Origin of the sequence: Gallaecimonas sp. GXIMD4217 (genome assembly GCF_038087665.1) — a bacterium.
In the GTDB taxonomy this organism is placed as follows: domain Bacteria; phylum Pseudomonadota; class Gammaproteobacteria; order Enterobacterales; family Gallaecimonadaceae; genus Gallaecimonas.
Window position 1 is genome coordinate 1,132,402 of the sequence record NZ_CP149925.1, and the last position, 25,120, is coordinate 1,157,521.

The following is a 25,120-nucleotide window of genomic DNA, read 5'->3' on the forward strand; positions in this document are numbered from 1 at the left end:
GGGTCTTGCGTTGTTCATGGACTCTCCCGTTGTGCAACGAAAGAGAGCTTGGCATTGGCCCGGGATGACCTGGACCGGCAGCCAGAAGCTCTCCACCTGTCGGTGACAGGCCCAGGGATTCAGCCCTGGCGCCCGACCGCCGCGAATACCAAAGTCGCGGCGGCCTCGGCGTTGCTCCCCCTGGCCGTTCGTCTTGGGGGTTTGGTCCCCTCGGAACGGCTGCCTGGGCAACGCGCCTCTTCTGGCCCTTAAGAAAGGGTCCGGGGCAGTAAATCACAAGGGCGAAATTTAAATCAAGCCCCGGAAATAAAAAAAGCCGGATGGCTCCGGCTTTTTTTATCAGGCGCTTTTTGAGGCGGTCGTTGCTTGTGCCGGCTCTTCTTCCGTTTCCGGCTGGGGCAGGGGCCAGCCGCCCAGTTCCTGCCAGCGGTTGACGATATGGCAGAACAGCTCGGCGGTGCGCTCGGCATCGTAGTTGGCGGCGTGGGCCTCGCCGTTGTCGAAGGCCATGCCGGCGGTGCGGCAGGCCTTGGCCAACACCGTCTGGCCCAGGGCCAGGCCGGCCAGGGTGGCGGTGTCGAAGGCCACGAAGGGATGGAAGGGGGAGCGCTTGATGTGGCAGCGCTCCACGGCGGCGTTGAGGAAGCCCAGATCGAAGTGGGCGTTATGGCCCACCAGGATGCTGCGCTGGCAACCGGCCGCCTTCTGGGCCTTGCGCACCGCCTTGAAGATGTCCTTCAGGGCCTCGTCTTCGTCTACGGCCAGGCGCAGCGGGTGCCAGGGATCGGTGATGCCGGTAAACTTGAGGGCCTCCTCCTCCAGGTTGGCGCCCTCGAAGGGCAACACGTTGTGGAAGAGGGTCTTGGATACGAACAGCTTGCCCTGGTCGTCCATCTCCACGAAGGAGGCGGCGATTTGCAGCAGGGCGTCGGTCTTGGCGTTGAAGCCGGCGGTTTCCACGTCGATGATGACGGGGAAGAAGCCGCGAAAGCGGGTACTGAGATCCTGAGCCATTAAGGAGATGCCTGGTGGTCGATGGCGGCCATTATCGCAAAAGCGGCCGCCGGGCTAAAGTTTGTCTGGGAATGGCCGCTAACAAGGCATTGGAAAAGGGAGTGATGATGTCCAAACGATTCTTGCCCCTGCTGCTGATGGCACTGCCGGTCCTGGCCGGGCCCCGCTACTATGCGGCCGAGCTGGGCCAGTCCAGCTGGCAGCTGAGCGCCGCCAACCCGGTGCAGTGCCGCCTGGAGCACCCCATTCCCCGCTACGGCAAGGCCGTGTTCGAGGCCAGGGCCAGCCGCAACCCCAACCTGCATTTCGAGCTGGACATGCTGCGCCTGCCGAGCCGCCAGGCCAGCGCCCGCCTGCTGAGCGTGGCGCCCCAGTGGCAACCCGGCGCACCGACCCGGGAGCTGGGCAGGGTGACCCTGTACCCCCATTACCCGGCGGAGCTGGGCGATGACAAGGCCTGGACCCTGCTCACCGAGCTCGAATCCGGCCGCCTGCCGACGTTGACCTACGACGACTGGGCCGGCCAGCAGCCGGTGGCGGTGGCCCTGTCCAGCGGCAACTTCCGCCAGAGCTACTTCGCCTTCATGGACTGCATCCAGGGGCTGCTGCCCATCGGCTTCGAGGACATCGCCTTTTCGGTGCTGCGTTACCAGAAGAATTCCTCGGAGCTGCACCCGGAGTCCAGGCGCCGCCTGGCGCTGATCAGCCAATACCTGCAACACGACGACTCGGTGGGGCAGATCCTCATCGACGCCTATTCCGACTCCTACGGCGGCCGCTGGAAGAACGAGCAGCTGTCCATCCAGCGGGCCCAGGCCATCAAGGACTACCTGATCAGCACCGGCCTGGACGAGGGCCGGATCCGCTTCGAAGGGCACGGCGAGAAGCGCCATATCGCCTCCAACGACACCGAGGCGGGTCGGATGCAGAACCGGCGGGTGGTGATAGCCCTGCAGCGCTGATTGGCCGCAGGCACAAAAAAGGGCGCCCATGGCGCCCTTTTTTCATGCCACAAGCCTTAGTGGCCGAGGCCCTGGCCGGCGTGCTTCTTGTTGATGAGCTCTATCTTGTAGCCGTCGGGATCTTCCACGAAGGCGATCTCGGTGGTGCCGCCCTTGACCGGGCCCGGCTCCCGGGTCACCTTGCCGCCGCGAGCCTTGATGGCCTGGCAGGTGGCATGGATGTCGTCGGACTCGATGGCGATATGGCCGTAGGCGTTGCCCAGCTCGTAGCTGTCGGTGCCCCAGTTGTAGGTGAGCTCCAGCACCGCCTCGTCCTTCTCGTCGCCGTAGCCCACGAAGGCCAGGGTGTACCGGTACTCGGCGTTTTCGGACTTGCGCAGCAGCTTCATGCCAAGCACGTCGGTGTAGAAGGCGATGGATCTGTCGAGGTCGCCGACCCTCAGCATGGTGTGGAGAATGCGCATGGAAAGCTCCTTAGATCTCGGTTTTGTCTTTGTATTCGCACAGATCCTCGATGAGGCAGGAGCCGCAGCGAGGTTTGCGGGCGATACAGGTGTAGCGGCCGTGCAGGATCAGCCAGTGGTGCACGTCCACCTTGAACTCGGCGGGCACCACCTTGAGCAGCTTCTGTTCGACCTGGTTGACGTTCTTGCCCACCGCGAAGCCGGTGCGGTTGGAGACCCGGAAGATGTGGGTGTCCACGGCGATGGTGGGCCAGCCGAAGGCGGTGTTGAGCACCACGTTGGCGGTCTTGCGGCCGACGCCGGGCAAGGCCTCCAGGGCGGCCCTGTCTTCCGGCACCTGGCTGTTGTGCTGCTCGATGAGGATCCGGCAGGTCTTGATGACGTTCTCGGCCTTGGCGTTAAAGAGGCCGATGGTCTTGATGTAGTCCTTGAGGCCGTCCACCCCCAGGGCCAGTATGGCCTCCGGGGTGTTGGCCACCGGGAACAGCTTGTCGGTGGCCTTGTTGACGCCCACGTCGGTGGCCTGGGCCGACAGGATCACGGCGATGAGCAGCTCGAAGGGGGTCGAGAAGTTCAGCTCCGTGGTGGGGTGGGGGTTGGCGTCCCTGAGGCGTTCCAGGATCTGGCGGCGTTTGTCTTTGTTCATCTTATTCCGCTGTTACTCGTACGCGTTCGATTTTCTGCACCGGCGCCGCCTTGGCCTGGCGGTTGGCGTCGATGAGGTTCTTGAGGGCGATCAGCAGGCCCATGCCGATGAAGGCGCCCGGCGGCAGCAGCGCCACCAGGAACTTGGCCTCCAGCTGGTACAGCTCCAGGCGCAGATCGGCGGCCCAGTCGCCCAGCAGCAGCTCGGCACCATCGAAGAGGGTGCCCTGGCCGACGATTTCCCGCAGGCTGCCCAGCACCACCAGCACGGCGGTGAAGCCCAGGCCCATCATCAGGCCGTCGAAGGCGGCGATGCCCACCGGGTTCTTGGAGGCGAAGGCTTCGGCCCGGCCCAGGATGGCGCAGTTGGTGACGATCAGGGGGATGAAGATGCCCAGGGACTGGTAGAGGCCATAGGCGAAGGCGGTCATCACCAGCTCAACGGCGGTCACGAAGGCGGCGATGATCATCACAAACACCGCCACCCGGATCTCCTTGGGCACCCAGTGGCGCACCAGGGACACGGTGGCGTTGGAGGCCACCAGCACCAGCAGGGTGGCCAGGCCCAGGCCCAGGGCGTTGGTGAGGGTGGCGGTGACCGCCAGCAGCGGGCACAGGCCCAGCAGCTGCACCAGGGCCGGGTTGTTGTTCCACAGGCCCTGATTGAGGACCTCTCTCATCTGGCTCATGCGTCACCTCGGCAGTTGGCGTCGGCCGAAAACAGCTGGTCCTTGTTGCGGCGGAAGTAGTGCACCACGTTGCCCACCGCCTTGACCACGGCCCTGGGGGTGATGGTGGCGCCGGTGAACTGGTCGAAGCGGCCACCGTCCTTGCGCACCGCCCAGGTGGCGTCCTTCTCGCTTTCCGGGGCCAGGCCCTCGAAGCTCAGCACCCAGTCGCTCTTGCGGATCTCCACCTTGTCGCCGAGGCCGGGGGTTTCCTTGTGCTCCAGCACCCGTACGCCGGTGACCGTCTCGCTCTGGTAGTCGATGCCGACGATGAGGGCAATGGCGCCGTTGTAGCCGTCCGGGGCTATGGCCTCGATGGCGGCGGCCACGGGCTGACCCTCCTTCCTGGCCAGATACACCGGCATGGGCTCGCTGGCCCCCAGGTACTGGCGGGAGCGGACCAGGGTGCAATCGTCGTACAGATCGTTGTCGTGGCGCGCCTCGGGGATCAGGGTGTTGAGCACGACCAAGGTCTGCTGGGCCTTCTGGCGGGCGATCCTGTCCTTGGTCAGGGCATGGGTGCCGGCCAGCAGGGCCGTGGCCACCAGGGCGAAACCACCGAGGATGAGGCCGTTCTTCTTGGCGGCGGAAATCATGCCTTGTCCTCCCCATGGACCTTGGTGCAATAAGTCACTTTGCTCATGCCTTGTCCTCCCCGTAGACCTTGGTCTTGGTGTAGGTGTCCAGCAGCGGCACCGTCATGTTCGCCAGCAGCACCGCAAAGGCCACGGCATCGGGATAGCCGCCGTAGACCCGCACCAGGTAGGTGAGCAGGCCGATCAGGGCACCGAAGATCAGCCGGCCCCTGTTGGAGGTGGCGGCGGTGACCGGATCGGTGGCGATAAAGAAGGCGCCCAGCATGGTGGCACCGCTAAAGAGGTGCAGCAGGGGCGAGCCGTTGCCGTCCGGGCTCAGCAGGAAGCCCAGCAACGACAGCAGGAACAGGGTGGCCAGGAAACTGCCGGGGATGTGCCAGCTGATGGCCTTCTTGCGGATGAGATAGAGGCCGCCGAGCAGGAAGCCCAGGTTGACCCATTCCCAGCCGGCGCCGCCAAAGCTGCCGAAGACGGCCTTGGTCATGGACTCGGAGGCGGTCATGCCCTGGGTCAGATCGGTCTTGAGGGTATCCAGGGGGGTGGCCATGGTGTGGCCGTCCACGCCCAGGGCCAGCTGGTGGGCGCTGAAGCCCTCCGTGGTCAGGCCGGTGAAGGTCAGGGCCAGATTATCCAGCAGGCTGGGTGCCTGCTCGGCCAGGGCCATGGGCGGCAGCCAGGAGGTCATCTGCACCGGGAAGGCGATCAGCAGCAACACGTACGCGGCCATGGCCGGGTTGAACAGGTTCTGGCCTATGCCGCCGTAGAGGTGCTTGGCGAAGGCGATGGCGAAGGCGGCGCCCATGATGGAGAGCCACCAGGGGGCCGTGGGCGGCAGGGCCAGGGCCAGCAGCACCGCGGTCAGCCAGGCGGAGCCGTCGCCAAGCTGGGACAGGGGCCGCTTGCGCAGGATCAGGACCAGGGCCTCGGTGGCCAGGGCGGTGACGCTGGCCAGCAGCAGGTTGATGAGCACCCCGTAGCCGAAGAACCAGACCAGGGCGGCCAGGCCGGGCAGGGTGGCGTAGGCCACCAGCCGCATCAGCTGGCCGGTGGTGCGGCGCACATGGGCGTGGGGGGAGCTGGCGATGACAAAACTCACGATTCGTTATCCTCTTGGGCCGCCTTCTTGGCCTTGGCGCGGGCAATGGCGGCGGCCACGGCGGCCTTCTTGTCGTCGGCTTTGGCCTCTTCCTTGGCCTCGGGCTCGGCCTGGGCGGCCTTCCTGGCCTTGGCGCGGGCAATGGCGGCGGCCACGGCGGCCTTCTTGTCGTCGGCTTTGGCCTGGTCCTTGACCTCGGGCTCGGCCTGGCTAGCTTTCCTGGCCTTGGCGCGGGCAATGGCGGCGGCCACGGCGGCCTTCTTGTCGCCCGTCTCCGGCTGGGCTTCGGCCTGGGCGGCGCGGCGCTCCCTGGCCTGGCGCTTGCGCTCCTCGCGCAGCCTGGCCATCTCGGTGTTGTCCGGCACCAGCTCGCCACTGGTGTCGCGGTGGGCGCCCTCGGCGGCCCTGGCCTTGGCGGTATCCAGGTCGTCGGCCTGCTTGGCCTTGACCCTGGCCAGGGCGGCGGCCACGGCGTCGGCCTCCTTGGCCTTGTCCTTGGCGGCCATGGCCTGCTTGCGCTTCTCGGCGGCCAGGCGGTGTTTTTCGGCCCGCTCGGCCTTTTCCCGCTCCAGGCGTGCCTTGCGGGCCTCGAAGCGATCCTTGGCCTTTTCGGACTTGCGCTTTTCCGCCTCGGCGTCGCGGATCTCCGCCTTGGCGATGCGGTAGTACTGGACCAGGGGGATCTCCGACGGGCACACATAGGCGCAGGCGCCGCATTCGATGCAGGCGGACAGGCTGTGCTCGGCCAGCTTGTCGTGGTCCTGGGCCTTGGCGTACCAGTACAGCTGCTGGGGCAGCAAGTCGGCGGGGCAGACGTCGGCGCAGGCGCCGCAGCGGATGCAGTTCATTTCTTCACCGGCCACCGGCAACTCGGCCCGGCTGGGCGCCAGCAGGCAGTTGACGGTCTTGGTGACGGCGCTGGCGCTGTCGTGCAGCGTGTAGCCCATCATGGGGCCGCCGATGATCAGGCGCTGGCCCTGGTCGGCCTTGAAGTCGCAGGCGGACAGGGCATGGCTGACCGGGGTGCCGAGCGGCAGCCAGTAGTTGCCGGCCTCCTGGACCCGCTCGCCGGTGATGGTGACCACCCGCTCGATAAGGGGTTCGCCGTCCATGATGGCCTTGCAGGCGGCGTAGGCGGTGCCCACGTTCTGCATCACCAGGCCCAGATCGGCGGGGATGCCGCCGGCCGGCACCTGCTGGCCGGTGAGCAGCTCGATAAGCTGGCGCTCGGAGCCGGACGGGTACTTGGTGGGTACCACCTTGAGGTGGAACTGCTCGTCGGCGTCCACCAGGGGCTGCAGGGTGGAGATGGCCTCGGGCTTGTTGTCCTCGATACCGATGACGATGGTACCGGCGCCGACGATACGGGCCAGCAGCCTGGCTCCGGTCATCACCTCCTCGGCGTGTTCGCGCAGCAGCACGTCGTCGGCGGTGATGTAGGGCTCGCACTCGGCGGCATTGAGGATCAACGCCTCTATGGGCCGGCCGCCGCCGAGCTTGACGGCGGTGGGGAAGCCGGCGCCGCCGAGGCCGGACAGGCCGGCCTCCTTGAGCACCTTGAGCAGCGCCGCTGGCTCCTGGGCGAAGGGATCCTTGACCGGGTGGCGCTCGCACCAGGTTTCCCGGCCGTCGGGTTGGATCACGATGCAGCTGTCCCAGAGCCCGGAGGGGTGTACCACGGGGCGCTTCTCGATGGCTACCACGGTGCCGCTGGTGGGCGCATGGACGGGCACGCTCATGATCGACAGCGGCCGGCTCAGGGGCTGGCCCTTGAGCACGGTGTCGCCCACGGCCACCAGGGGCTCGCCGGCCTCGCCGATGTGCTGCTTGAGGGGCACCACCAAGCCCGGCGCCAGCGGCAGCCGGCCTATGGGCCTGTGGTTGGACAGGTGCTTGCGTTCCGGCGGGTGGATGCCGCCGTGGAAATCGAAGATCTGGTCACTGACCAGCTGCTGGAACAGGCTTTCCATCAGGCCGCTCCCTGGTCAGTGATGTCTTTGACGGCAATGGGCTTCAACTTCCATTTCCAGTTCTGCAGGGTTTCCGCCACCGGCACCATGTCGATGCAGTCCACCGGGCAGGGCTCCACGCAGAGATCGCAGCCGGTGCATTCGCTGGTGATGATGGTGTGCATGTGCTTGGTGGAGCCGATGATGGCATCCACGGGGCAGGCCTGGATGCACTTGGTGCAGCCGATGCACTCGTCCTCGCGGATGAAGGCCACCTTCTTGACGTCTTCCTCGCCGTGGGCGGCGTCCAGGGGCTTGGCTTCCACCCCCAGCAGATCGGCCAGTTTGTCGATGGTGGCCTGGCCGCCGGGCGGGCATTTGTTGATGTCGTCGCCGCCGGCTATGGCCTCGGCATAGGGGCGGCAACCGGGGTAGCCGCACTGGCCGCACTGGGTCTGGGGCAGTATGGCGTCGATCTGGTCGACGACGGGATCCGCCTCGACCTTGAACTTGACCGAGGCGATGCCAAGGATGACGCCGAACACGAGCGCCAGCACGGCAATGGCAATAATGGCAGTAAGCATACTCATCTTAGATCTTGACCAGGCCGGTAAAGCCCATGAAGGCCAGGGACATCATGCCGGCGGTGACCATGGCGATGGCCGCGCCGCGAAAGGGCACCGGCACGTCGGCGGCGGCCAGGCGCTCGCGCATGGCGGCAAAGAGCACCAACACCAGGGAAAAGCCCAGGGCGGCGCCGAAACCGTAGACGATGGACTCCACCAGGCCGTGGCTCTCGTTGATGTTGAGCAGGGCCACGCCCAGCACGGCGCAGTTGGTGGTGATCAGCGGCAGGAAGATGCCCAGCACCCGGTGCAGCAGGGGACTGGTCTTGTGGACCACCATCTCGGTGAACTGCACCACCACGGCGATCACCAGTATGAAGGACAGGGTACGCAGGTAGCCGATCCCCAGGGGCTCGAGGAGATAGGTATTGACCAGATAACTGCACAGGGAGGCCAGGGTCAGCACGAAGGTGGTTGCCAGAGACATGCCGATGGCGCTCTCCAGCTTGCTGGACACGCCCATGAAGGGGCAGAGGCCCAGGAACTTAACCAACACGAAGTTGTTGACCAGCACGGTTCCGATGAGTAGCAGCAGATAGTCGCTCATGGGTGGCTGTGTCCGTCTCGGGGTTAGGATAGAATCAACGGCCCATTATCGTGCTTTATGTGCCCCTTAACAACCTAAGGGGAAAAGGGTTATCGATGTTTGCACCCCTTGCCCTGATCCTGGCCATGGCGCTGTGGGCCAGTTCCTTTATCGCCCTCAAGCTGGCCTTCGTGGAAATCCCGCCCATGTGGGTGATCTGCCTGCGGATGTGGATCGCCCTGGCCATCCTGGCCTGCTGCTGGCGCTGGCTGGGCAAGGCCCACTACCGCAAGGGGGACTGGAAGCTGCTGGCGGCCATGTCGGTGGCGGAGCCTTGCCTCTATTTCATGCTGGAGGCCAAGGCGCTTTTGTACACCTCGGCCTCCCAGGCCGGCATGATCACCTCGATGATCCCGGTGTTGACGGCGGTGGGTGCCTATTTCGCCTTCAAGGAGCGCCTGCAGGGCAGGGCGCTGACGGGGCTGGCCATCGCCCTGGTGGGGGCGGTGTGGCTGAGCCTGGCCGGCGAGGCCGACGAGCACGCCCCCAACCCCTGGCTGGGCAACTTCCTGGAATTTTTGGCCATGCTCTGCGCCACCTGCTATTCCCTGGCCCTGAAGCATCTGTCGAGCCGTTATTCGGCACTGTGGCTGACCGCATTGCAGGCCCTGGTGGGGGCGCTGTTCTTCCTGCCCCTGGCCTGGCAGGCGCCCTTGCCCGAGCAGATCTCCTGGCCGGCGATGGCGGCGGTGTTCTACCTGGGCGCCTTCGTGACGTTGGGCGCCTACGGCCTCTATAACTACGCCATTTCCAAGGTGCCGCTGTCGCGGGCGGCCGTCTTTACCAACCTGATCCCGGTCTTTACGGCGCTGATGGCCATGGCGGTGCTGGGTGAGCGGCTCAACGCCGCCCAGATGGCGGCGTCGGTGCTGGTGCTGGGTGGGGTCTGGCTGAGCCAGCAAAAGCCGACACAACAGCCGGCCCGGGAGCCCGCCTAGGCGCTTTCCCTGTTGGGATGGCTGAAGGGCGCCGGCTTGGCCAGGTAGTAACCCTGCAGGCCGTCCAGGCGCATGTCGCTCAGGGCCAGCTTCTCCTCCAGGGTCTCCACGTTTTCCGCCAGCACCTTGATCCCCAGGCGGTGGGCCACGTCCACCAGCATGCGCAGGTAGTACTGGGTGTCGTTGTCCTTATGGATGTCCCGGGACAGGCTGGCGTCAATCTTGATGAAGTCCGGTTTCAGCTCGCGGAAGAAGCGGAACGAGGACAAGCCGGTGCCGAAGCGCTCCACCGTGATACGGGTGCCCATGCGGTGGGCCATGTCGATGAAACGCTGGCTGGCGCCGACGTTGCGGGCCAGGCCCGCTTCCGACACCTCGAAGCTGATGCGCTTGGTGAGCTTGGGGTGCTGGACCAGGCGCCTTTCCAGCCAGGCCACGAAATGGTGGTCGTGGATGGAGGCCGGGTTGAGGTTGATGGCATAGAGCTGTTCGGGGCGGTTCTCCCTTTCCATGGCCTTCAGGGCCATGTCCACCACCTGCTTGTCCAGATCCTGGACCATGCCGAGGCGCTCGGCCATGGCCATGACGGTGGCGGTGGGCATCAGCTTGCCGGCACTGTCGTAGCAGCGAGCCAGCAGCTCGTTGTAGTTGAGGATAAGGCCGGGCCTGGCTTCCAGGCGCTGCACGGCCAGGGCGATGCTGCGCCGGCTCAGCAGGCCGTCCAGGGCCTGGCGCCAGCGCTGGCTGCCCCTGAATTCCAGCTCCTGCAGCTCGGCATTGTCGCTGCTGTCCAGGAACCAGCCCTGGCTGGCCTGGGTCTGGGCCAGGGACAGGGCGGTGTCGGCCCTGGCCAGCACATTGCTGATGGTCTGGCCGGCGCTGAAACGGACCAGGCCGGCCTGGGCCGGCTGCAGGCCGTCATGCTTTTCGGCCAGGGCCGACAGCGAGGCAAAGAGTTCCTCCACCAGCGCGGTCAGGCTGAGCTGGCTGGCCTTGTACTGGAGCAGGGCGAAATCGCCGCCGGTGAGCCGGTAGGCCCAGAGCCTGGGGTTTTTGCCGGTGAGGGCCTTGAGGCTGGCGGCGATGTCATTGATGTACTTGTCCCCTTCCAGGTAGCCCTTTTCCTTGTTGAGTTGGCTGAGCAGCGAGGCGCGCAGCAGGATCAGCCCGGCCTGTTCTTCGCCGCCCTTGAGCAGCTCCGCCAGGCGCTGGTTGAAGGCCCGCCTGTTGCCCAGGTTGGTCATCTCGTCCTTGAGCAGCTTGTGGGAGAGGCTGCGCAGGCGTTTGCGGTGCTCGGTGTGCAGTTCTTCCCATTGGCTCTTGAGGGTCACCAGGGCGTCGTTGGCCGGGCTCAGCTCGTTCAGCTGGACGCTGGCCGAAGCCTCATCCTCGTCGTTCAGCCAGAGGGCGGCCAGGCGGTGGACGGCCCGGCCCAGCCAGACGCGCATCAGGTACTGTATGAAGAAGGTGCTGAGCAGCAGCCAGAGAAAGCCTAGGCCATAAGTGAGCAGGCGTTTTTCCAGCCAGGCCAGCTCGGCGGATTGATCCAGGGTCAGCTGCAGGCTGTGGCCCTGGTACTGCAGGCGCAGCTGTTCCGAGGGCATGCGCTTGGCAAGTCGATCGCGAACGGCCTGGCCCAGCACCGGGGAGCTGGCTGCGACCTGGCGCTGCGGCCTGGCGTCGTCGAGCTGCCAGCCCAGCCAGTTCCTGGGCGGTTGGGTCTGGGGGGCGCTGAGCCAGGTGCGGGCGGCGCGCAGGGCGTCCTGGCGCTGCTGATCCAGCCTGGCCTGGGTGGAGAGCAGATCGGCACCTGACAGGCCCAGCCACAACAGTAGCCAGAGGGGGAGCAGGGTCAGGCCGAGGCGAGAACTGAGCTTCATTTCCTTGATGCGTCCTTAGCTGGGGGAAGGGGCTGCCGCTTCCGGCGACAACCGTACAAAAATAAACCAATTACGCCCTGGGAACTAGGCTTATTTTCCTGTTTGTGTGGCGGTAATGCCTAATTTGTGGGCGAAGCCCGAAACCCAAGCGCTGCTTGGGTGCGGCTGAGCGCCGGTACACAGGATGTACCGGCCGGAAAGGATCCCAGGGATGGTTTCGCCTCTTAGCTGGGATCGGAAAAAAGAAAAGGCAGCCCTAAGGCTGCCTTTTCGTGTTGGCTCCCCCTGCTGGACTTGAACCAGCGACATACGGATTAACAGTCCGCCGTTCTACCGACTGAACTAAGGGGGAACAATTTATGTTGCCTTGCGGCGAATGTGGCTCCCCCTGCTGGACTTGAACCAGCGACATACGGATTAACAGTCCGCCGTTCTACCGACTGAACTAAGGGGGAACGATTTGTGTGCCTTGCGGCGAATCTGGCTCCCCCTGCTGGACTTGAACCAGCGACATACGGATTAACAGTCCGCCGTTCTACCGACTGAACTAAGGGGGAGCAACGTCATCTCTGACGGAGGCGAATCTTATAGAGGCCCCCCCGGGCTGTCAACACCCGGATCCGGCGAAATTGACCGATTGCTTGCCTTTTCATCAACTTGGGTAACAAAGCGCCGTGGGGCCCTGCCAGCGGCGTTAAAAGGGTCTCTGTTGCTTCCTGACCGGGTGAATTTTCAGCAGGCGGCCTGCCCGAAACATGATCCCGCTCGCAAAGCCAGGCCAGGCAAGGGGTGGGGCCAGTTATCCACTTTTTTTGTGGATAAGTCTGTGGGGAAAGCCCTGTAGGCCGCCATTTACGGGGCCCCGATTGGAATTGATGATTTTGGTTCCACTTCGAGCTCGTCAAGAAAAACAAATACAAAACAAGGCCTTACAAAGAAAGAAAGTTTCTTTCAATGTCAGCTTTATGACAATGTGACGAAGTTGTAACCGAGGCGGTCTTTTGTGAATACTCTTTCCCGTGCCAGGACCTGGCCGGGATGGAAGGGGCCGGAGATGCTAACGCCAGGGGCTTATTCTGGCAAGTGATTTTTATCGAAACAGGCAAAAACATGGCCTGGGATCAAAGGAAGGCTTAAAATGGCGCTTTTGCAGTTTCGGGACAGCTTTTCGTGGCCAGCCCTTCCCATGATCTTCTCACCGGCGATATCAGCAGCACCCTGAGGCGCATGACCCTGTCCATGCTGACCGGCATGGTGACGCTGATGACCTTCAACCTGGTGGATACCCTCTTCGTCAGCCGGCTCGGCACCGAGCCCCTGGCCGCCATCAGCTTTACCTTTCCGGTGACCTTCACGGTGATCAGCCTGACCATAGGCCTGGGTGTGGGCACCTCGGCCGTGATCGGCCGCACCCTGGGCCGGGGCCGGGCCAGCCTGGCCAAGCGCCAGGGTAATGGCGCCCTGTGGCTGAGCGTACTGCTGGTGGCGCTGCTGTCGAGCCTGGGCGCCTGGCAGTTGGAGGCCATCTTCGGGCTTATTGGCGCCAACGATACCCAAATGGCGCTGATCAAGGACTACATGTACCTGTGGTTCCTGGGCAGCCCGCTGCTGGCCATCCCCATGGTGGCCAACGCCGTGCTCCGGGCCAATGGCGATACCGCCACCCCCAGCCGGTTCATGATGCTGGGTGGCCTGATCAACGCGGTGCTGGATCCGCTGCTCATCTTCGGCATAGGCCCCTTCCCGCGCCTGGAGCTGTTCGGCGCCGCCCTGGCCACGGTGCTGGCCTGGGTGGGGGGCGCCTTCGGGGTGTTGTTCATCCTCTATGTCCGCCGCAAGTTGGCCACCTTCGCCTGGCCCAGCCCCATCATGGTGCTGCATTACTGGAAGAGCCTGCTGGCTATCGGCCTGCCGGCGGCCGGGGCCAACATGATGACGCCCCTGGCCATGGCGGTGATGACGGCCATCGTCGCCGACTATGGCGCTGCCGCCGTCGGCGCCTTCGGGGTCGGCACCAGGCTCGAGTCCCTGGCCTCCATGGTGGTGCTGGCGCTGTCCATGACCCTGCCGCCCTTCGTCAGCCAGAACTTCGGCGCCGAGCAGATGGAGCGGGTGCGTCTGGCCTACCGCAAGGTGATGCGCTTCATCCTGGGCTGGCAGCTGGCCCTGTATGGCCTGATGCTGGTGCTGGCCTGGCCCATCAGCCTGCTGTTCGGCAAGGACGCCCAGGTGGCGGAGCTGATCCGGCTGTTCATCTACATAGTGCCGCTCGGCTATGGCCTGCAGGGGGTGGTGATCCTCACCAACTCCTCCTTCAATGCCATGCACTGGCCCGGCAAGGCCCTGGCGTTGTCGGCGCTGCGTTTCTTTGCCGCCTATGTGCCCATCGCCTGGCTTGGGGGCCAATTCTTTGGATTGACCGGTCTCTTTGCCGGTATGGTGGTGGCGAACCTGATCACCGCCCTGGTCGCCTATCGCTGGTTCAACAAGGAGACCGCATGAGCAAGTCCTTTAAACTGCATTCCGACTACCAGCCTGCCGGCGACCAGCCGGCGGCCATCGCCCAGCTGGTGGACGGCCTGGAGTCCGGCCTGGCCCACCAGACCCTGCTGGGGGTGACCGGCTCCGGCAAGACCTTCACCATGGCCAACATCATCGCCCAGCAGGGCAGGCCCACCCTGCTGCTGGCCCACAACAAGACCCTGGCCGCCCAGCTCTACGGGGAAATGAAGGAATTCTTCCCGGAGAACGCCGTCGAGTATTTCGTCTCCTACTACGACTACTACCAGCCCGAGGCCTATGTGCCGTCTTCGGACACCTTCATCGAGAAGGACGCCTCCATCAACGACCACATCGAGCAGATGCGGCTGTCGGCCACCAAGGCGCTGATGGAGCGCCGCGACGTGGTGATCGTCGCTTCGGTGTCGGCCATCTACGGCCTGGGTGATCCGGACTCCTACCTGAAGATGATGCTGCACCTGCGCCAGGGCGACATCATCGACCAGCGCGCCATACTGAGGCGCCTGGCGGAGCTGCAATACAGCCGCAACGACCAGGCCTTCCAGCGCGGCACCTACCGGGTGCGCGGCGAGGTCATCGACATCTTCCCGGCCGAGAGCGACGACGAGGCCTACCGGGTGGAGCTGTTCGACGACGAGGTAGAGCGGCTGTCGGTGTTCGATCCCCTCACCGGCCAGGTGCTGCGCACCAACCTGGGCCGGCTGACGGTCTTCCCCAAGACCCACTACGTGACCCCCAGGGAGAAGATCCTTGAGGCCGTGGAGAGCATCAAGGCCGAGCTCAAGGTGCGCAGCCAGGAGCTAAGGGATCTGGGCAAGCTGGTGGAGGAGCAGCGCCTGGTGCAGCGCACCCAGTTTGACATCGAGATGATGGTGGAGCTGGGCTATTGCTCCGGCATCGAGAACTATTCCAGGTATCTTTCCGGGCGCAACCCGGGCGAGCCGCCGCCGACCCTGATCGACTACCTGCCGCCGGACGGCCTGCTGATCGTCGACGAATCCCACGTCACCATTCCCCAGATCGGCGCCATGTTCAAGGGCGACCGCTCCCGCAAGGAAACCCTGGTGGAATACGGCTTCCGGCTGCCCTCGGCCCTGGACAACAGGCCGCTCAAGTTCGACGAGTTCGAGGCCATAGCGCCCCAGCGCATCTATGTGTCGGCGACCCCGGGGCCCTACGAGCTGGAGATGTCGGCAGGGGAAATCGCCGAACAGGTGGTCAGGCCCACCGGCCTTTTGGATCCGGAGCTGGAGGTGCGCCCCGTGGCCACCCAGGTGGACGACCTGCTGTCGGAGATCCGGCTGCGGGTGGCCAAGCAGGAGCGGGTGCTGGTGACCACCCTCACCAAGAAGATGGCCGAGGATCTCACCGAATACCTGGACGAGCACGGCGTACGGGTGCGCTACCTGCACTCGGATATCGACACCGTCGAGCGGGTGGAGATCATCCGCGATCTGCGCCTGGGCAAGTTCGACGTGCTGGTGGGCATCAACCTGCTGCGCGAGGGCCTGGACATGCCGGAGGTGTCGCTGGTGGCCATACTGGACGCCGACAAGGAAGGCTTCCTGCGCTCGGAGCGCTCCTTGATCCAGACCATAGGCCGGGCCGCCCGTAACCTGAGCGGCAAGGCCATCCTCTATGGCGACACCATCACCAAATCCATGAAGAAGGCCATGGACGAGACCGAGCGGCGCCGGGCCAAGCAGCAGGCCTTCAACGAGGCAAATGGCATAGTGCCCAGGGCACTGACCAAGAAGATCGGCGACATCATGCAGCTGGGCGACAGCGTCAAGGCCGACGGCAAGGCCAGGGGCAGGAAGGCGGCGCCGGCGGTCAGGCTGGATCCCAGGGAGCTGTCCCGGGAGATCGACGCCCTGGAGAAGCGCATGTACCAGCACGCCCAGGATCTGGAGTTCGAACAGGCGGCGGCGCTACGGGATCAGATGGCCGCCCTGCAGGAGCAGCTCAAGCAGCTCTAGCGGTGGCTCAGGGGAGTGGCCGGGTTGAGCGGCCCGGCAGATCGTTTTTCAGGGCCAGCAGGGCCAGGAAGAGCAGTCCCCAGACCGCACCAGGCCGATGGCGGTCACCAGCCGCGGGTTTTCCGTCTTGCGGCCAGCCAGGGCCCTGATGCGGCGAACCAGCAGCACATAGAGGGCGAAGGCGAAAAGCTGCCCCAACAGGGTGGCGTTGATGGTCATGGCAAGCGTCCTTTTTGATGCTTTTGCGCCACTCTAGCCGTTCCCTCTTGTTTTACGGCTTGGCAACAGCCTCAGTTCAGGCCGTGTTTTTCCAGCCGGTACAGCAGCGCCTTGTAGCCCAGGTTCAGGTAGCGGGCGGTCTGGCGGCGGTTGCCGCCGTTGAGCTTGAGGGCCTGGGCCAGGCAATGGCCCTCGAAGGCATCCCAGTCCAGGCCGTCGGCCGGCAGCTGGAAATCGAAGCCGCCCTGCCTGTCCCGGTCGGGCTGCGGCGCTTCCTCGCCCAGCAGCACCAGCCGCTCCATGCGGTTGGCCAGCTCCCGCACGTTGCCGGGCCAGGGATAGGCCTCCAGGCGGGCCAGCAGGGCTTCATCCAGCTCGGGCACGGGCAGGCCATGGCGGCGGGCGAAACGGCTCAGGAAGTGCCGGGCCAGGGCCGGGATATCGTCCTTCCTCTGCCTTAGCGGCGGCACCTCCAGGGGCACCACGTTGAGGCGGTAGAAGAGATCCTCGCGAAAGCGCCCGGCGGCCACTTCTTGTGGCAACTCCCTGTTGCTGGCGGCGATGATGCGCACGTCCAGGTCGATCTCCTTGTGGCTGCCCAGGCGCACCACCTTGTTCTCCTGCAGTACCCGCAGCAGCTTGCTCTGCAATGCCAGCGGCAGTTCGCCTATCTCGTCCAGGAACAGGGTGCCGCCCTGGGCCGCCTCGAACTTGCCGGCCTTGCTCTGCAGGGCGCCGGTAAAGGCGCCCTTGTCGGCGCCGAACAGCTCGGCCTCGGCCAGGTTCTCGGGAATGGCGCCGCAGTTCAGGGCCACGAAGGGGCCCTGGCTGCGGGAGGACAGCCGGTGCAGGGCCCGGGCCGCCAGCTCCTTGCCGGTGCCGGACTCGCCGCTGATCAGTACCGTGGCATGGGTGTCACTGACGCGGCGGATGCGGGCGAACAGCTTCTCCATCTGCGGCGACTGGCCGACCATGTCCACCAGTTGCTGCTGTTCGCTGAGCTGGGCGCTCAGCTCCCTGTTGCTCTGCTTGAGCTGGCGGGCCCGGCGCACCTTCTCCAGGGTCAGCAGCAGATCCTGGCGACTGAAGGGCTTGGTGAGGTAGTCGTCGGCGCCCTGCTGCATGGCCTCGACGGCGTGGCTGACGGTGCCGTAGGCGGTCATCATCACGAAGGCCAGATCCGGCTGGGCCCGGCGCACCTCCCTGAGCAGGGCCATGCCGTCGCCATCGGCCAGCTTCCAGTCGGAAAGGATGATGTCCGGCTGCGCCAGCAGCAGCTTCTGCCTGGCCTCCACCAGGCCGGCGGCGGTGCCCACCTCGAAGTCGGAGCCGGCCAGCATGGCGGCCAGCAGCTCCCGTTGATCCCGTTCGTCCTCAACCAGCAACAGTTTCATTGTCGTCCTCCAGGGGCAGGATCAGGCAGGCCTGGCAGCCGCCGTCGGGGTGGTTGGCGAGGCTGATGTCGCCGCCGTAGTGGAGCCTGGCCAGGCGCTGGGCGATATAGAGGCCCATGCCGGCTCCCTCGGCCTTGGTGGTGATATGGGGCTGGAACAGCTGTTTGGCGATGCCGGGATCCAGTCCGGGCCCCTGATCGCGGACGCAGAGGCTGAGCCGGTCGTCGTCCCGGCTGGCGCTGATCCGGATGGGCTGGTCGCCGCCGGCCTCCAGGGCATTGCTGATCAGGGTATGCAGCATGGAGCGCAGCTCGGATTCGGCGCCCCTGAGTACCTGCTCGTCAATGCCATCCAGCTGCCACTGGCCGCCCAGCTCCAGGCGCAGATCGGCCAGCAGCGGTGCCAGGGGGACCCGCTGGCTCCGGTTCACTTCGCTGGTGGACAGGGTCAGCAGGGCCTGGATGTTCTTGTCCAGGCTGCGCAGCTTGCGCCTGGCGGTGTCCGCCAGGCGGGGATCGGGGGCCCGGGCCAACTCCTCCAGGCACAGCCCCAGGGTGTGCAGGGGGTTGCGCAGGGCATGGGCCAGGCCCCGGGCCACCTCGCCCAGCTCGGCCAGCTGGGCCTGCTCCTTGACCCTGGCCTCCTGGGCCCGCAACAGGCCGAGCTCCCGGTTCATATGGTTGAAGCCCTCTATGGCCTGGCGGACTTCCCTCATGCCCTCGGGCGGCAGCTGGGTGCCCAGCTCGCCCCTGCCGACCTGGGCCAGGCCCTGGCAGAGCCGCTCCAGGGGCTGGGACAGCCGGCGGGCCAGGTAATAGACGGTGATCAGGGCGATGGCGGAGGTCAGGGCGAAGGCCAGCAGCAGGGTTCTGTTGGCGGTGGCCACGGCCGGCGCCGCCGGCTCCTGAACCTTGAATTCCACCCTGGGGGCCGTGATGAGCAGCGCGCCATCCTGCTTGTGCACCTCTATCTGCTCCAGGGCTTCCCTGGCCTGGCGCTTGGCCTCCACGAACTGGCGCCTGGCGTCGGCCCTGACCTTTTCCGCCTGGCGGGCGATCTTCTCCAGTTCGCGGCTGACCAGCTCTTCCTGGCGGTGTTGATAATGCGCCCGGTGCTCCGGAGGCAGGCTGGCCAACTCGTCCTGGATGATGATTTCCAGCTCCTCCCGGGAGGGGATCTCGAACTCTGGCTCCGGGATCTCGGCGATGTCGATGCGGTGCAGGACCTGGGTGGCCAGCTCCCGGCCGGTTTCCACGGCCTCAAGGTTGACCTGCTCGCGCAGGCTGTGGACCAGCAGCAGCTGCAGGGCGCCCAGCAGCAGGATCAGCGAGCCGAACAGCAGGAACAGGGTGCGTTTGACGGACATAAGGGCTCCAGTGGCGGTATGACCTTAACGCTATCAAAAAAAGTGCCAAAGGTAAGTCATTGAAGTGTATGACGCTTTTGCAAAAAGCCGTGCCCATTTGGGGACAAGGGGCGGCGGGGTTTCCCCATATGGGGACATCCTGCCCCTGCCTTTGATTACATTTCTATATAAAACAAATGGTTAAGAATTGGCACGGCTTTTCCAATGGTGTCGGGGAACACTTATCACAAAAGGAAGCACAACATGAGACTGATGACACTGGCCGCCCTGATGATCCCCACCACCTTCCAGGTGGCCTGCGCCTCCGCCGATGCCAAGGCCAGAACGCCCGAGCCGGCCCTGGCAGAAGAACAGCAGGAGATCCGCCTGGTGCTGGACGAAGACGGCAAGCGCTACGAGTTCAGCGGCGAAGATCAGCAACAACTGCTGGAAATGCTCCGGCAGCAGCTCAAGGGCCAGGAGGATGCCGCCGAGATAGAGGCCAAGGTGCGGCAGGCCCTGGCGGGGATCCATGTCGACGTGGAGGCCATTCACATCGAGGCCGAACGGGCTGCGGAGCGGGCCAGGGTCCTGCACCTGGACGACAAGGTGATTGCCATCCAGGTGGAAAGGGCCATGCACGAGGCCGAGAAGCATGCCCTGGACGAGGAGCGCATCGAGCGTGAGGTGGAAAAGGCGCTGCGCCGGGCCGAGGAGCGGGTCAAGGAAATTGAGGTCCGCCTGGCCAAACGGGGGGACGAGCTGACCCGGCATGTGGAGCACCTCAGGCTGAGCGCCCCGGAGGTGGTGCTGCTGCACCATGGCGACGGCAAGGTCGATGTCGACACCCTGCTGAAGCTGATTGAAAAGGCCGAACTCAGCGAGGCAGACAGGCAGCGCTTGCGGGACGCCCTCAAGTAAGGAAAAAGGGGCCGCTGGCCCCTTTTCTTATTCGCCGCGGTAGACGCAGCCGGAGGTGCAGGTCTCCTGGACCTCCACGGCGCTCAGCAGGTCGAGCTGGGGCTTGAGGCGCTCCCAGATCCAGCGGGCCAGGATCTCGCTGGTGGGGTTTTCCAGGCCTTCGATGTCGTTCAGGTAGTTGTGGTCCAGGCGCTCGTAGAGGGGCTTGAACAGCGCCTTGATGTCGCCGAAGTCCATGACCCAGCCGGTGTACGGATCCACTTCGCCGGTGATCTCCAGGCGCACCTTGAAGGTGTGGCCGTGCAGGCGGCCGCACTTGTGGCCCTCGGGCACATGGGGCAGCCGGTGGGCGGAGTCGAAGGAAAATTCTTTGTACAGGGTCGTCTTCATGATTTGGCCATGGCCTCTCGTGTAACGTAAGACAAGGGATCGACGGCGTTGTTCTCCCGGAAGGCCTCCAGCCGTTCCTGGCAGGCGCCGCAGCGGCCGCAGGCCTGCTCGCTCCCCTCGTAGCAGGTCCAGGTCAGGCCGTAGTCCAGACCCATGGCCAGGCCGTCCCTGAGGATCTCGCCCTTGGTGGCGTCGAGGTAGGGGGTGCGGATGTCGATGGGCTGGTAGTTGGCTATCTTGGCCACGTCCTTCATGGCCTGGACGAACTCGGGCCGGCAGTCCGGGTAGATGGCGTGGTCGCCGCCGTGGGCGCCGTAGTAGACCGCCTCGGCCTCCAGGGACACGGCCCAGCCGATGGCCAGCGACAGCAGGATCATGTTGCGGTTGGGCACCACTGTGCTCTTCATGCTCTCTTCTTCGTAATGGCCCTGGGGCATGTCGATGTCACAGGTCAGGGCCGAGCCGGCCAGCAGGGTCTGGATGGCGGTGATGTCCACTATCTTGTGATCTATGCCCAGGGCGTCGGTCACCGCCTTGGCGGCCACCAGCTCGCGCTTGTGGCGTTGGCCATAATCAAAGGACAGGGCATGGACCTGGTGGCCTTCCCTGAGCGCCTTGTGCAGCACGGTGAAGGAGTCCATGCCACCGGAAAAGATGACGACGACTTTGCTCATGGTAAACGCCTTGGGTTATTCAGACCGGGGGCGCATTTTATGTTAGCATCCCCGCCTTCTCAACAGGCGGTCACCCGGGGCCAATACAGCAGCCATGCGTTATCCCATCAATGAAGTGTTCGAAACCCTGCAAGGGGAGGGCAGTTTTACCGGTACGGCGGCGATCTTCGTGCGCCTGCAGGGCTGCCCGGTGGGTTGCCCCTGGTGCGACACCCGCCACACCTGGGATACCAAGCCGGAAGACGAGACCGAGCTGGCCAGCGTCATGGCCAAACGGGGCGACAGCCCGGCCTGGGCCTGGGCCACGGCCGCCTCGCTGCTGACCGCCTTCACCCAGCGCGGTTTTCGGGCCCGGCACGTGGTGATCACCGGCGGCGAGCCGGCCATGTTCGATCTCCAGGAGCTGTGCACCGTGCTGCACCAGGGCGGCTACCGCACCCAGATCGAGACCTCCGGCACCTTCGCCATCCAGGCCCCGGCCGAGACCTTCGTGACCCTGTCGCCCAAGGTGGGCATGAAGGGCGGCTATGAAGTGCTGGACTCGGCGCTGCTTCGGGCCGACGAGATCAAGCACCCGGTGGCCCGCCAGCGCGACATCGACGAGCTGGACCAGCTGCTCAAGCGCCTGCCGGCTTACGCCGAAACGCCCATCTGGCTGCAGCCGGTCAGCCAGGGCAAGCGCGCCACCCAACTCTGCATCGACACCTGCATCGCCCGCAACTGGCGCTTGTCGGTTCAGTTGCACAAATACCTTGGCATAGAATAGGGCTTTAAAGCCTAAGGTATTCAGGAGCTTCGATGATCAATGCCTACCTGCTCGAAGGCGGTGTCCTGGATGTGGTGGAGCTTGCCACTGACGACCGCCTGCCCGCCAGCACCCTCTGGCTGGACGTGGTCAAACCCACGGATGAAGAGCGGCAATGGCTGTCCAGTTTCTTCCAGGAAGAGGTCCTGGAAGAGGAAGACATCAACGAGATCGAAGCCTCGGCCCGTTTCTACCGCGACAAGGACGGCCTGCACATACTGTCGCTGTTCCCGCACCGGGTCGGCAAGGAAGTGCGCGCCGTCAACGTCTCCTTCAACCTGCGCGACAACCTGCTGATCACCCTGCGTGAAGAGGACATCGGCCTGCTCAGGCTGTTCCGCAACTACCTGCGCCAGGGCAAGATAGACGCCACCGATCCCGCCAGCCTGCTGGTGGAGATGCTGATCCTCAAGGTGGAATACCTCTCCGACCTCATCGAGGACGTCTACACGGTGCTGGATCAGGCCGGCGAAGAGGTGTTCGAGAACGAGGAGCTGGACGACATACTGCGCCTGATCACCCTGCAGGAAGACGCCAACGGCAAGATCCGCCTGTCGCTGCTGGATACCCAGCGCAGCCTGCGCTTTCTGGTGCGCAACCAGCGCTCCCGGCTCAGCGAGGACAACCGCAAGGAACTCAAGGAGATGCTGGCGGACATCGAGTCACTGCTGCCCCATACCCAGTTCATCTTCGACAAGGTCAGCTTCCTGCTGGACGCCACCATGTCCTACACCAGCCTGCAGCAGAACAAGATCATCAAGATCTTCTCGGTGGCGGCGGTGATCTTCCTGCCGCCGACCCTGATCGCCAGCATCTACGGCATGAACTTCGACGTCATGCCCGAGCTGCACTGGTCCGTGGGCTACCCCCTGGCCCTGGCCACCATGCTGCTGAGCGCCGGCGGCACCTACTTCTTCTTCAAGCGCAAGGGCTGGCTCTAAGGTGAGCCGGATCAACGCCGACTTCACCAAGGAGCTGGCGCTGGACACCCATGCCATGGCCTGGGCGCCGTCGCCGCTGGCCGGGGTCGAGCGCAAGATGCTGGACCGCATCGGCTGCGAAGTGGCCCGGGCCACCAGCCTGGTGCGCTACGGCCCCGGCTGCCATTTCAGCGAACATGTCCACGGCGGCGGCGAGGAATTCCTGGTACTGGAAGGGGTGTTCAGCGACGAGCGCGGCCACTACGGCCCGCTCTGCTACGTGCGCAACCCGCCCGGCAGCCGCCACAGGCCTCATTCTGAACAAGGCTGCATCCTCTTCGTCAAGCTGCAGCAGTTCCTGCCCGGCGACGACCGGCAGCTGGTGCTGGATACCGCCTCCTTGGCCTTCGAAAAAACGGCCTGGCCCGGCGTCAGCCTGCTGCCCCTGCACCGCTATCGGCAGGAGAGCGTGTACCTGCTGCGCCTGGCGCCCGGTGCCACAGTGCCGGCCGGCGGCCTGGCCATGGCCGAGATCCTGGTGCTGGAAGGGGAGCTGGGCGGTCGTGACAGGGGCCACTGGCTGCGAGGCCCCAGGCTGGGTGAACGGGACTGGCACAGCGAAAAGGGCGGCCTCTGCTATGTCAAGAGTGCCCTGGTGATGACCCAAGGGCCGGGCTCGCAACCCTGACCGCTGTCCTTATTCGATCCACAGCCAGTCCAGCCTGGCAGGCGGGCCGGGGTCGGCGAACAGGGCCTGGATCAGCACCTCGCCCTCGCCGTGTTCATAGTTACCGGCAAAGAGCAGCAACGGGCCCCGGGGGCGGCGCACCATGCCCAGGTAACGCTTGCCAAGCAGCCGGCCCAGGCCGGGCTGCACTTGCCGATGGGCCCGGGCGAAGGCTTCCCGGCTCACCCGGCGGCGGAAGTCGTCGCTGACATGGCGGCAGAAGGCGTCGTAATCGCCGCTTTCGTGGCTTTCCAGCACGGCGTCCAGCACCGGCAGTAGTTGTGCCAGGGCCTGCTTCTTGTTGCCGAAACCGCCGAAATCATCCGCCATGGGCTTCCCCGAATTTCACCAGCACATGCCAGAGCAGCTTGAGCCGTTGCAGCCGCTCGCCTTGGTCGTGGCAGGCGCCGTGTTTGACCTCGGCGGCGGCCAGGCCGATGGCATGGGCGTCCACCCAGCCGTTTCTGGCCACCTGGCGCGCCAGGGCGGGCATGGCCGGACCCCGGAAGTCGTCGGGCACGGCCGCCGGCCTGAGCCGGAAGCCGCCGTGCCAGTGCAGCGCCACGCCGTAGCGGTCACAGAGCCTTGCCAGCAGCCGGCCGGTTTCCGTGCCTTGGAAGGACGGATCCGCCACCAGGGCCTCGGCATCGTCGGCCAGGGTCACCTGGCCGTGGATCTGGGCCTCGATATAGTGGTCCAGGGTCCGGGCCGGTGACTGCGAAAAACGCTCGGCGATGGGCGCAGCCAGCCGCTCACAGAGATGATCCACCAGCTGGCCCGGCTTGATATGGCCACGGCCCAGGGCATAGTGCCGCTCGAAGCAGTCTCTGAACAGGGCGGCCAGCACGTCGTCGAACACCGCTATGGTGCCCTTTTCCCGGGGAACCAGGTGGGAGTCGGCATAGCAGAAGGTGCTGCTGGCCAGCACGGCGGGCTTTAGCAGCAGGTAGCAGGAGCCGAAGCGGGGCGAGGGGCCGTCCGGGTGCAGCAGCAAGTCCAGGGCGCCGTACTTGGGTCTGTGATCCAGGCCGGGGTAGCTGGTACCGAACAGCTGGCCTTCCCACCGATCCCGAGGGCCGCCAAGCTCGGGCGACAGCATGCCGGAAGACAGGCCGGTCTCAAACTGGCTGCGGTAGCAGCCATCCTCCAGCAGCCCCTGGGCCACGGTACGGCCTTGGCCGTCCAGGCGGTCCGGGTGGAAATGCAGGGCGATGCGGGCCCGGCTGGCAATGGCGCTTCTGGCCTGGTCCAGCCTGGCCGGCGGGATGTTGGCCATGGCCAGGATGTTGTCGAGCACCAATCGGGCCTGGGCCTGCCGCGGCCTGGCATGGGCGGCGATATGGGCGATGGCGTCCATCTCAGAAGGGCCCGAACTCGTTGGGGCTGGTCACCGGCAGGGCCTGGGCCAGATCCCAGAGTTCGGCTATCTTGGCGCCGTCGAAGCGGAAGATGTGCACCAGGGCATAGCCCGGGCCGCCGACCTGGTGGAGATGGGAGTGCACCACCACCTTGTCGCCCTCGGCGATGAGCTGCCTGATGTCCAGGGACTTGTCCGGGCTGGCCTTGGCATCCTCGGCCATGGCCTGCATCAGGGAAGGGCCATCGCCCGGGAAGTAGGGGTTATGGTGGATAAAGCCCTCCGCCATATGGCGCTGGAAGGCTTCTGCCACCTGGCCGCCAACCACCAGGGCCAGGAAGTCCCTGGCCGCTGCCTTGTTGTCCGTCATTGCCTTTACCTCTTC

General features: G+C 65.2%; 26 protein-coding genes, 3 tRNA genes and 1 riboswitch. Of the genes, 8 read left to right on the forward strand and 21 right to left on the reverse strand.

What is annotated here, in order from left to right; genetic code table 11:
- Positions 1–77 precede the first annotated feature (77 nt).
- A riboswitch (Lysine riboswitch) is annotated at positions 78–249 on the reverse strand.
- 90 nt (positions 250–339) lie between these two features.
- The gene (rnt, locus tag WDB71_RS05560) at positions 340–1,014 is read right to left on the reverse strand and encodes a ribonuclease T (protein WP_341503644.1); all 675 of its coding nucleotides are present in this window, start codon (positions 1,012–1,014) and stop codon (positions 340–342) included.
- A gap of 107 nt (positions 1,015–1,121) precedes the next feature.
- Here rnt and WDB71_RS05565 point away from each other — a divergent pair, with 107 nt between their 5' ends.
- Positions 1,122–1,976 (forward strand): OmpA family protein, encoded by an 855-nt coding sequence (locus WDB71_RS05565; RefSeq protein ID WP_341503645.1) that lies wholly within the window; start codon positions 1,122–1,124, stop codon positions 1,974–1,976.
- A gap of 56 nt (positions 1,977–2,032) precedes the next feature.
- Here the strand turns inward: WDB71_RS05565 and gloA are convergent, their stop codons facing one another.
- From gloA to rsxA, 8 genes are read right to left on the reverse strand one after another with little or no spacing between them, the layout of a single operon-like run.
- Complete coding sequence (gene gloA, locus WDB71_RS05570) at positions 2,033–2,440, reverse strand: lactoylglutathione lyase (RefSeq protein ID WP_341503646.1); 408 nt, start codon at positions 2,438–2,440, stop codon at positions 2,033–2,035.
- A 10-nt stretch (positions 2,441–2,450) separates the two neighbouring features.
- The gene (gene nth / locus WDB71_RS05575) at positions 2,451–3,086 is read right to left on the reverse strand and encodes an endonuclease III (RefSeq protein WP_341503647.1); all 636 of its coding nucleotides are present in this window, start codon (positions 3,084–3,086) and stop codon (positions 2,451–2,453) included.
- A 1-nt stretch (position 3,087) separates the two neighbouring features.
- Positions 3,088–3,774: an electron transport complex subunit E gene (locus tag WDB71_RS05580; protein WP_341503648.1), complete on the reverse strand. Its 687-nt coding sequence runs from the start codon at positions 3,772–3,774 to the stop codon at positions 3,088–3,090.
- A complete protein-coding gene (rsxG, locus tag WDB71_RS05585; RefSeq protein WP_341503649.1) occupies positions 3,771–4,409 on the reverse strand; it encodes an electron transport complex subunit RsxG in 639 nt (212 codons plus the stop codon). The genes WDB71_RS05580 and rsxG overlap by 4 nt, the downstream gene beginning before the upstream one ends.
- A gap of 43 nt (positions 4,410–4,452) precedes the next feature.
- The gene (rsxD, locus tag WDB71_RS05590; protein ID WP_341503650.1) at positions 4,453–5,505 is read right to left on the reverse strand and encodes an electron transport complex subunit RsxD; all 1,053 of its coding nucleotides are present in this window, start codon (positions 5,503–5,505) and stop codon (positions 4,453–4,455) included.
- Entirely contained in the window at positions 5,502–7,475 is a 1,974-nt protein-coding gene (gene rsxC / locus WDB71_RS05595; RefSeq protein WP_341503651.1) for an electron transport complex subunit RsxC, read from the reverse strand. The genes rsxD and rsxC overlap by 4 nt, the downstream gene beginning before the upstream one ends.
- Positions 7,475–8,044, reverse strand: a complete 570-nt coding sequence (rsxB, locus tag WDB71_RS05600) for an electron transport complex subunit RsxB (RefSeq protein WP_341503652.1) — start codon at positions 8,042–8,044, stop codon at positions 7,475–7,477. Before rsxB ends, rsxC begins: the two co-directional genes overlap by 1 nt.
- Before the next feature lies 1 nt (position 8,045).
- A complete protein-coding gene (rsxA, locus tag WDB71_RS05605) occupies positions 8,046–8,627 on the reverse strand; it encodes an electron transport complex subunit RsxA (RefSeq protein WP_341503653.1) in 582 nt (193 codons plus the stop codon).
- Positions 8,628–8,722: 95 nt separating this feature from the next.
- Between rsxA and WDB71_RS05610 the strand changes: the two genes are divergently transcribed.
- Positions 8,723–9,604, forward strand: a complete 882-nt coding sequence (locus WDB71_RS05610) for a DMT family transporter (RefSeq protein WP_341503654.1) — start codon at positions 8,723–8,725, stop codon at positions 9,602–9,604.
- Here WDB71_RS05610 and WDB71_RS05615 read toward each other — a convergent pair.
- The 4 genes from WDB71_RS05615 to WDB71_RS05630 form a co-directional block, all read right to left on the reverse strand.
- Complete coding sequence (locus tag WDB71_RS05615; protein ID WP_341503655.1) at positions 9,601–11,484, reverse strand: EAL domain-containing protein; 1,884 nt, start codon at positions 11,482–11,484, stop codon at positions 9,601–9,603. The genes WDB71_RS05610 and WDB71_RS05615 overlap by 4 nt on opposite strands.
- Before the next feature lie 276 nt (positions 11,485–11,760).
- Positions 11,761–11,836: transfer RNA gene (locus tag WDB71_RS05620), tRNA-Asn, on the reverse strand.
- 27 nt (positions 11,837–11,863) lie between these two features.
- Positions 11,864–11,939: transfer RNA gene (locus tag WDB71_RS05625), tRNA-Asn, on the reverse strand.
- Between the two features lie 26 nt (positions 11,940–11,965).
- Positions 11,966–12,041, reverse strand: a tRNA-Asn gene (locus tag WDB71_RS05630).
- Positions 12,042–12,654: 613 nt separating this feature from the next.
- Between WDB71_RS05630 and WDB71_RS05635 the strand changes: the two genes are divergently transcribed.
- Positions 12,655–13,986, forward strand: coding sequence for an MATE family efflux transporter (locus tag WDB71_RS05635; RefSeq protein ID WP_341503656.1), 1,332 nt, complete (start codon positions 12,655–12,657; stop codon positions 13,984–13,986).
- Positions 13,983–15,983 carry an excinuclease ABC subunit UvrB gene (uvrB, locus tag WDB71_RS05640; protein WP_341503657.1) on the forward strand — a complete coding sequence of 667 codons (2,001 nt, stop codon included), beginning with the start codon at positions 13,983–13,985 and terminating at the stop codon, positions 15,981–15,983. The genes WDB71_RS05635 and uvrB overlap by 4 nt, the downstream gene beginning before the upstream one ends.
- A gap of 48 nt (positions 15,984–16,031) precedes the next feature.
- On the opposite strand, the gene WDB71_RS05645 is transcribed toward uvrB, so the two are convergent.
- The 3 genes from WDB71_RS05645 to WDB71_RS05655 all read right to left on the reverse strand — a co-directional run bounded on the left by WDB71_RS05645 (position 16,032) and on the right by WDB71_RS05655 (position 18,962).
- Entirely contained in the window at positions 16,032–16,202 is a 171-nt protein-coding gene (locus WDB71_RS05645) for a hypothetical protein (RefSeq protein ID WP_341503658.1), read from the reverse strand.
- Between the two features lie 71 nt (positions 16,203–16,273).
- Positions 16,274–17,596, reverse strand: a complete 1,323-nt coding sequence (locus tag WDB71_RS05650; RefSeq protein WP_341503659.1) for a sigma-54 dependent transcriptional regulator — start codon at positions 17,594–17,596, stop codon at positions 16,274–16,276.
- A complete protein-coding gene (locus tag WDB71_RS05655; protein ID WP_341503660.1) occupies positions 17,577–18,962 on the reverse strand; it encodes a HAMP domain-containing sensor histidine kinase in 1,386 nt (461 codons plus the stop codon). Before WDB71_RS05655 ends, WDB71_RS05650 begins: the two co-directional genes overlap by 20 nt.
- A 243-nt stretch (positions 18,963–19,205) precedes the next feature.
- Here WDB71_RS05655 and WDB71_RS05660 point away from each other — a divergent pair, with 243 nt between their 5' ends.
- Positions 19,206–19,862 carry a hypothetical protein gene (locus tag WDB71_RS05660; protein ID WP_341503661.1) on the forward strand — a complete coding sequence of 219 codons (657 nt, stop codon included), beginning with the start codon at positions 19,206–19,208 and terminating at the stop codon, positions 19,860–19,862.
- Between the two features lie 27 nt (positions 19,863–19,889).
- Here the strand turns inward: WDB71_RS05660 and queD are convergent, their stop codons facing one another.
- Both queD and queC read right to left on the reverse strand, forming a co-directional pair.
- Positions 19,890–20,252 carry a 6-carboxytetrahydropterin synthase QueD gene (queD, locus tag WDB71_RS05665; RefSeq protein ID WP_341503662.1) on the reverse strand — a complete coding sequence of 121 codons (363 nt, stop codon included), beginning with the start codon at positions 20,250–20,252 and terminating at the stop codon, positions 19,890–19,892.
- Positions 20,249–20,926, reverse strand: coding sequence for a 7-cyano-7-deazaguanine synthase QueC (gene queC, locus WDB71_RS05670; protein ID WP_341503663.1), 678 nt, complete (start codon positions 20,924–20,926; stop codon positions 20,249–20,251). The genes queD and queC overlap by 4 nt, the downstream gene beginning before the upstream one ends.
- A gap of 94 nt (positions 20,927–21,020) precedes the next feature.
- On the opposite strand from queC, the gene queE reads away from it, so the two are divergent.
- From queE to WDB71_RS05685, 3 genes are read left to right on the forward strand one after another with little or no spacing between them, the layout of a single operon-like run.
- Positions 21,021–21,692, forward strand: a complete 672-nt coding sequence (gene queE / locus WDB71_RS05675; protein ID WP_341503664.1) for a 7-carboxy-7-deazaguanine synthase QueE — start codon at positions 21,021–21,023, stop codon at positions 21,690–21,692.
- 32 nt (positions 21,693–21,724) lie between these two features.
- Complete coding sequence (corA, locus tag WDB71_RS05680) at positions 21,725–22,672, forward strand: magnesium/cobalt transporter CorA (RefSeq protein WP_341503665.1); 948 nt, start codon at positions 21,725–21,727, stop codon at positions 22,670–22,672.
- A gap of 1 nt (position 22,673) precedes the next feature.
- The gene (locus tag WDB71_RS05685; RefSeq protein ID WP_341503666.1) at positions 22,674–23,339 is read left to right on the forward strand and encodes a cupin domain-containing protein; all 666 of its coding nucleotides are present in this window, start codon (positions 22,674–22,676) and stop codon (positions 23,337–23,339) included.
- A gap of 9 nt (positions 23,340–23,348) precedes the next feature.
- Here WDB71_RS05685 and WDB71_RS05690 read toward each other — a convergent pair whose 3' ends face one another.
- Genes WDB71_RS05690 through WDB71_RS05700 form a run of 3 tightly spaced genes read right to left on the reverse strand, consistent with a single transcriptional unit; the run spans position 23,349 to position 25,105 of the window.
- Complete coding sequence (locus WDB71_RS05690; RefSeq protein WP_341503667.1) at positions 23,349–23,708, reverse strand: hypothetical protein; 360 nt, start codon at positions 23,706–23,708, stop codon at positions 23,349–23,351.
- The gene (locus WDB71_RS05695) at positions 23,698–24,735 is read right to left on the reverse strand and encodes a DUF3626 domain-containing protein (RefSeq protein ID WP_341503668.1); all 1,038 of its coding nucleotides are present in this window, start codon (positions 24,733–24,735) and stop codon (positions 23,698–23,700) included. The genes WDB71_RS05690 and WDB71_RS05695 overlap by 11 nt, the downstream gene beginning before the upstream one ends.
- Position 24,736: 1 nt before the next feature.
- Complete coding sequence (locus WDB71_RS05700; RefSeq protein ID WP_341503669.1) at positions 24,737–25,105, reverse strand: nuclear transport factor 2 family protein; 369 nt, start codon at positions 25,103–25,105, stop codon at positions 24,737–24,739.
- Positions 25,106–25,120: the final 15 nt, after the last annotated feature.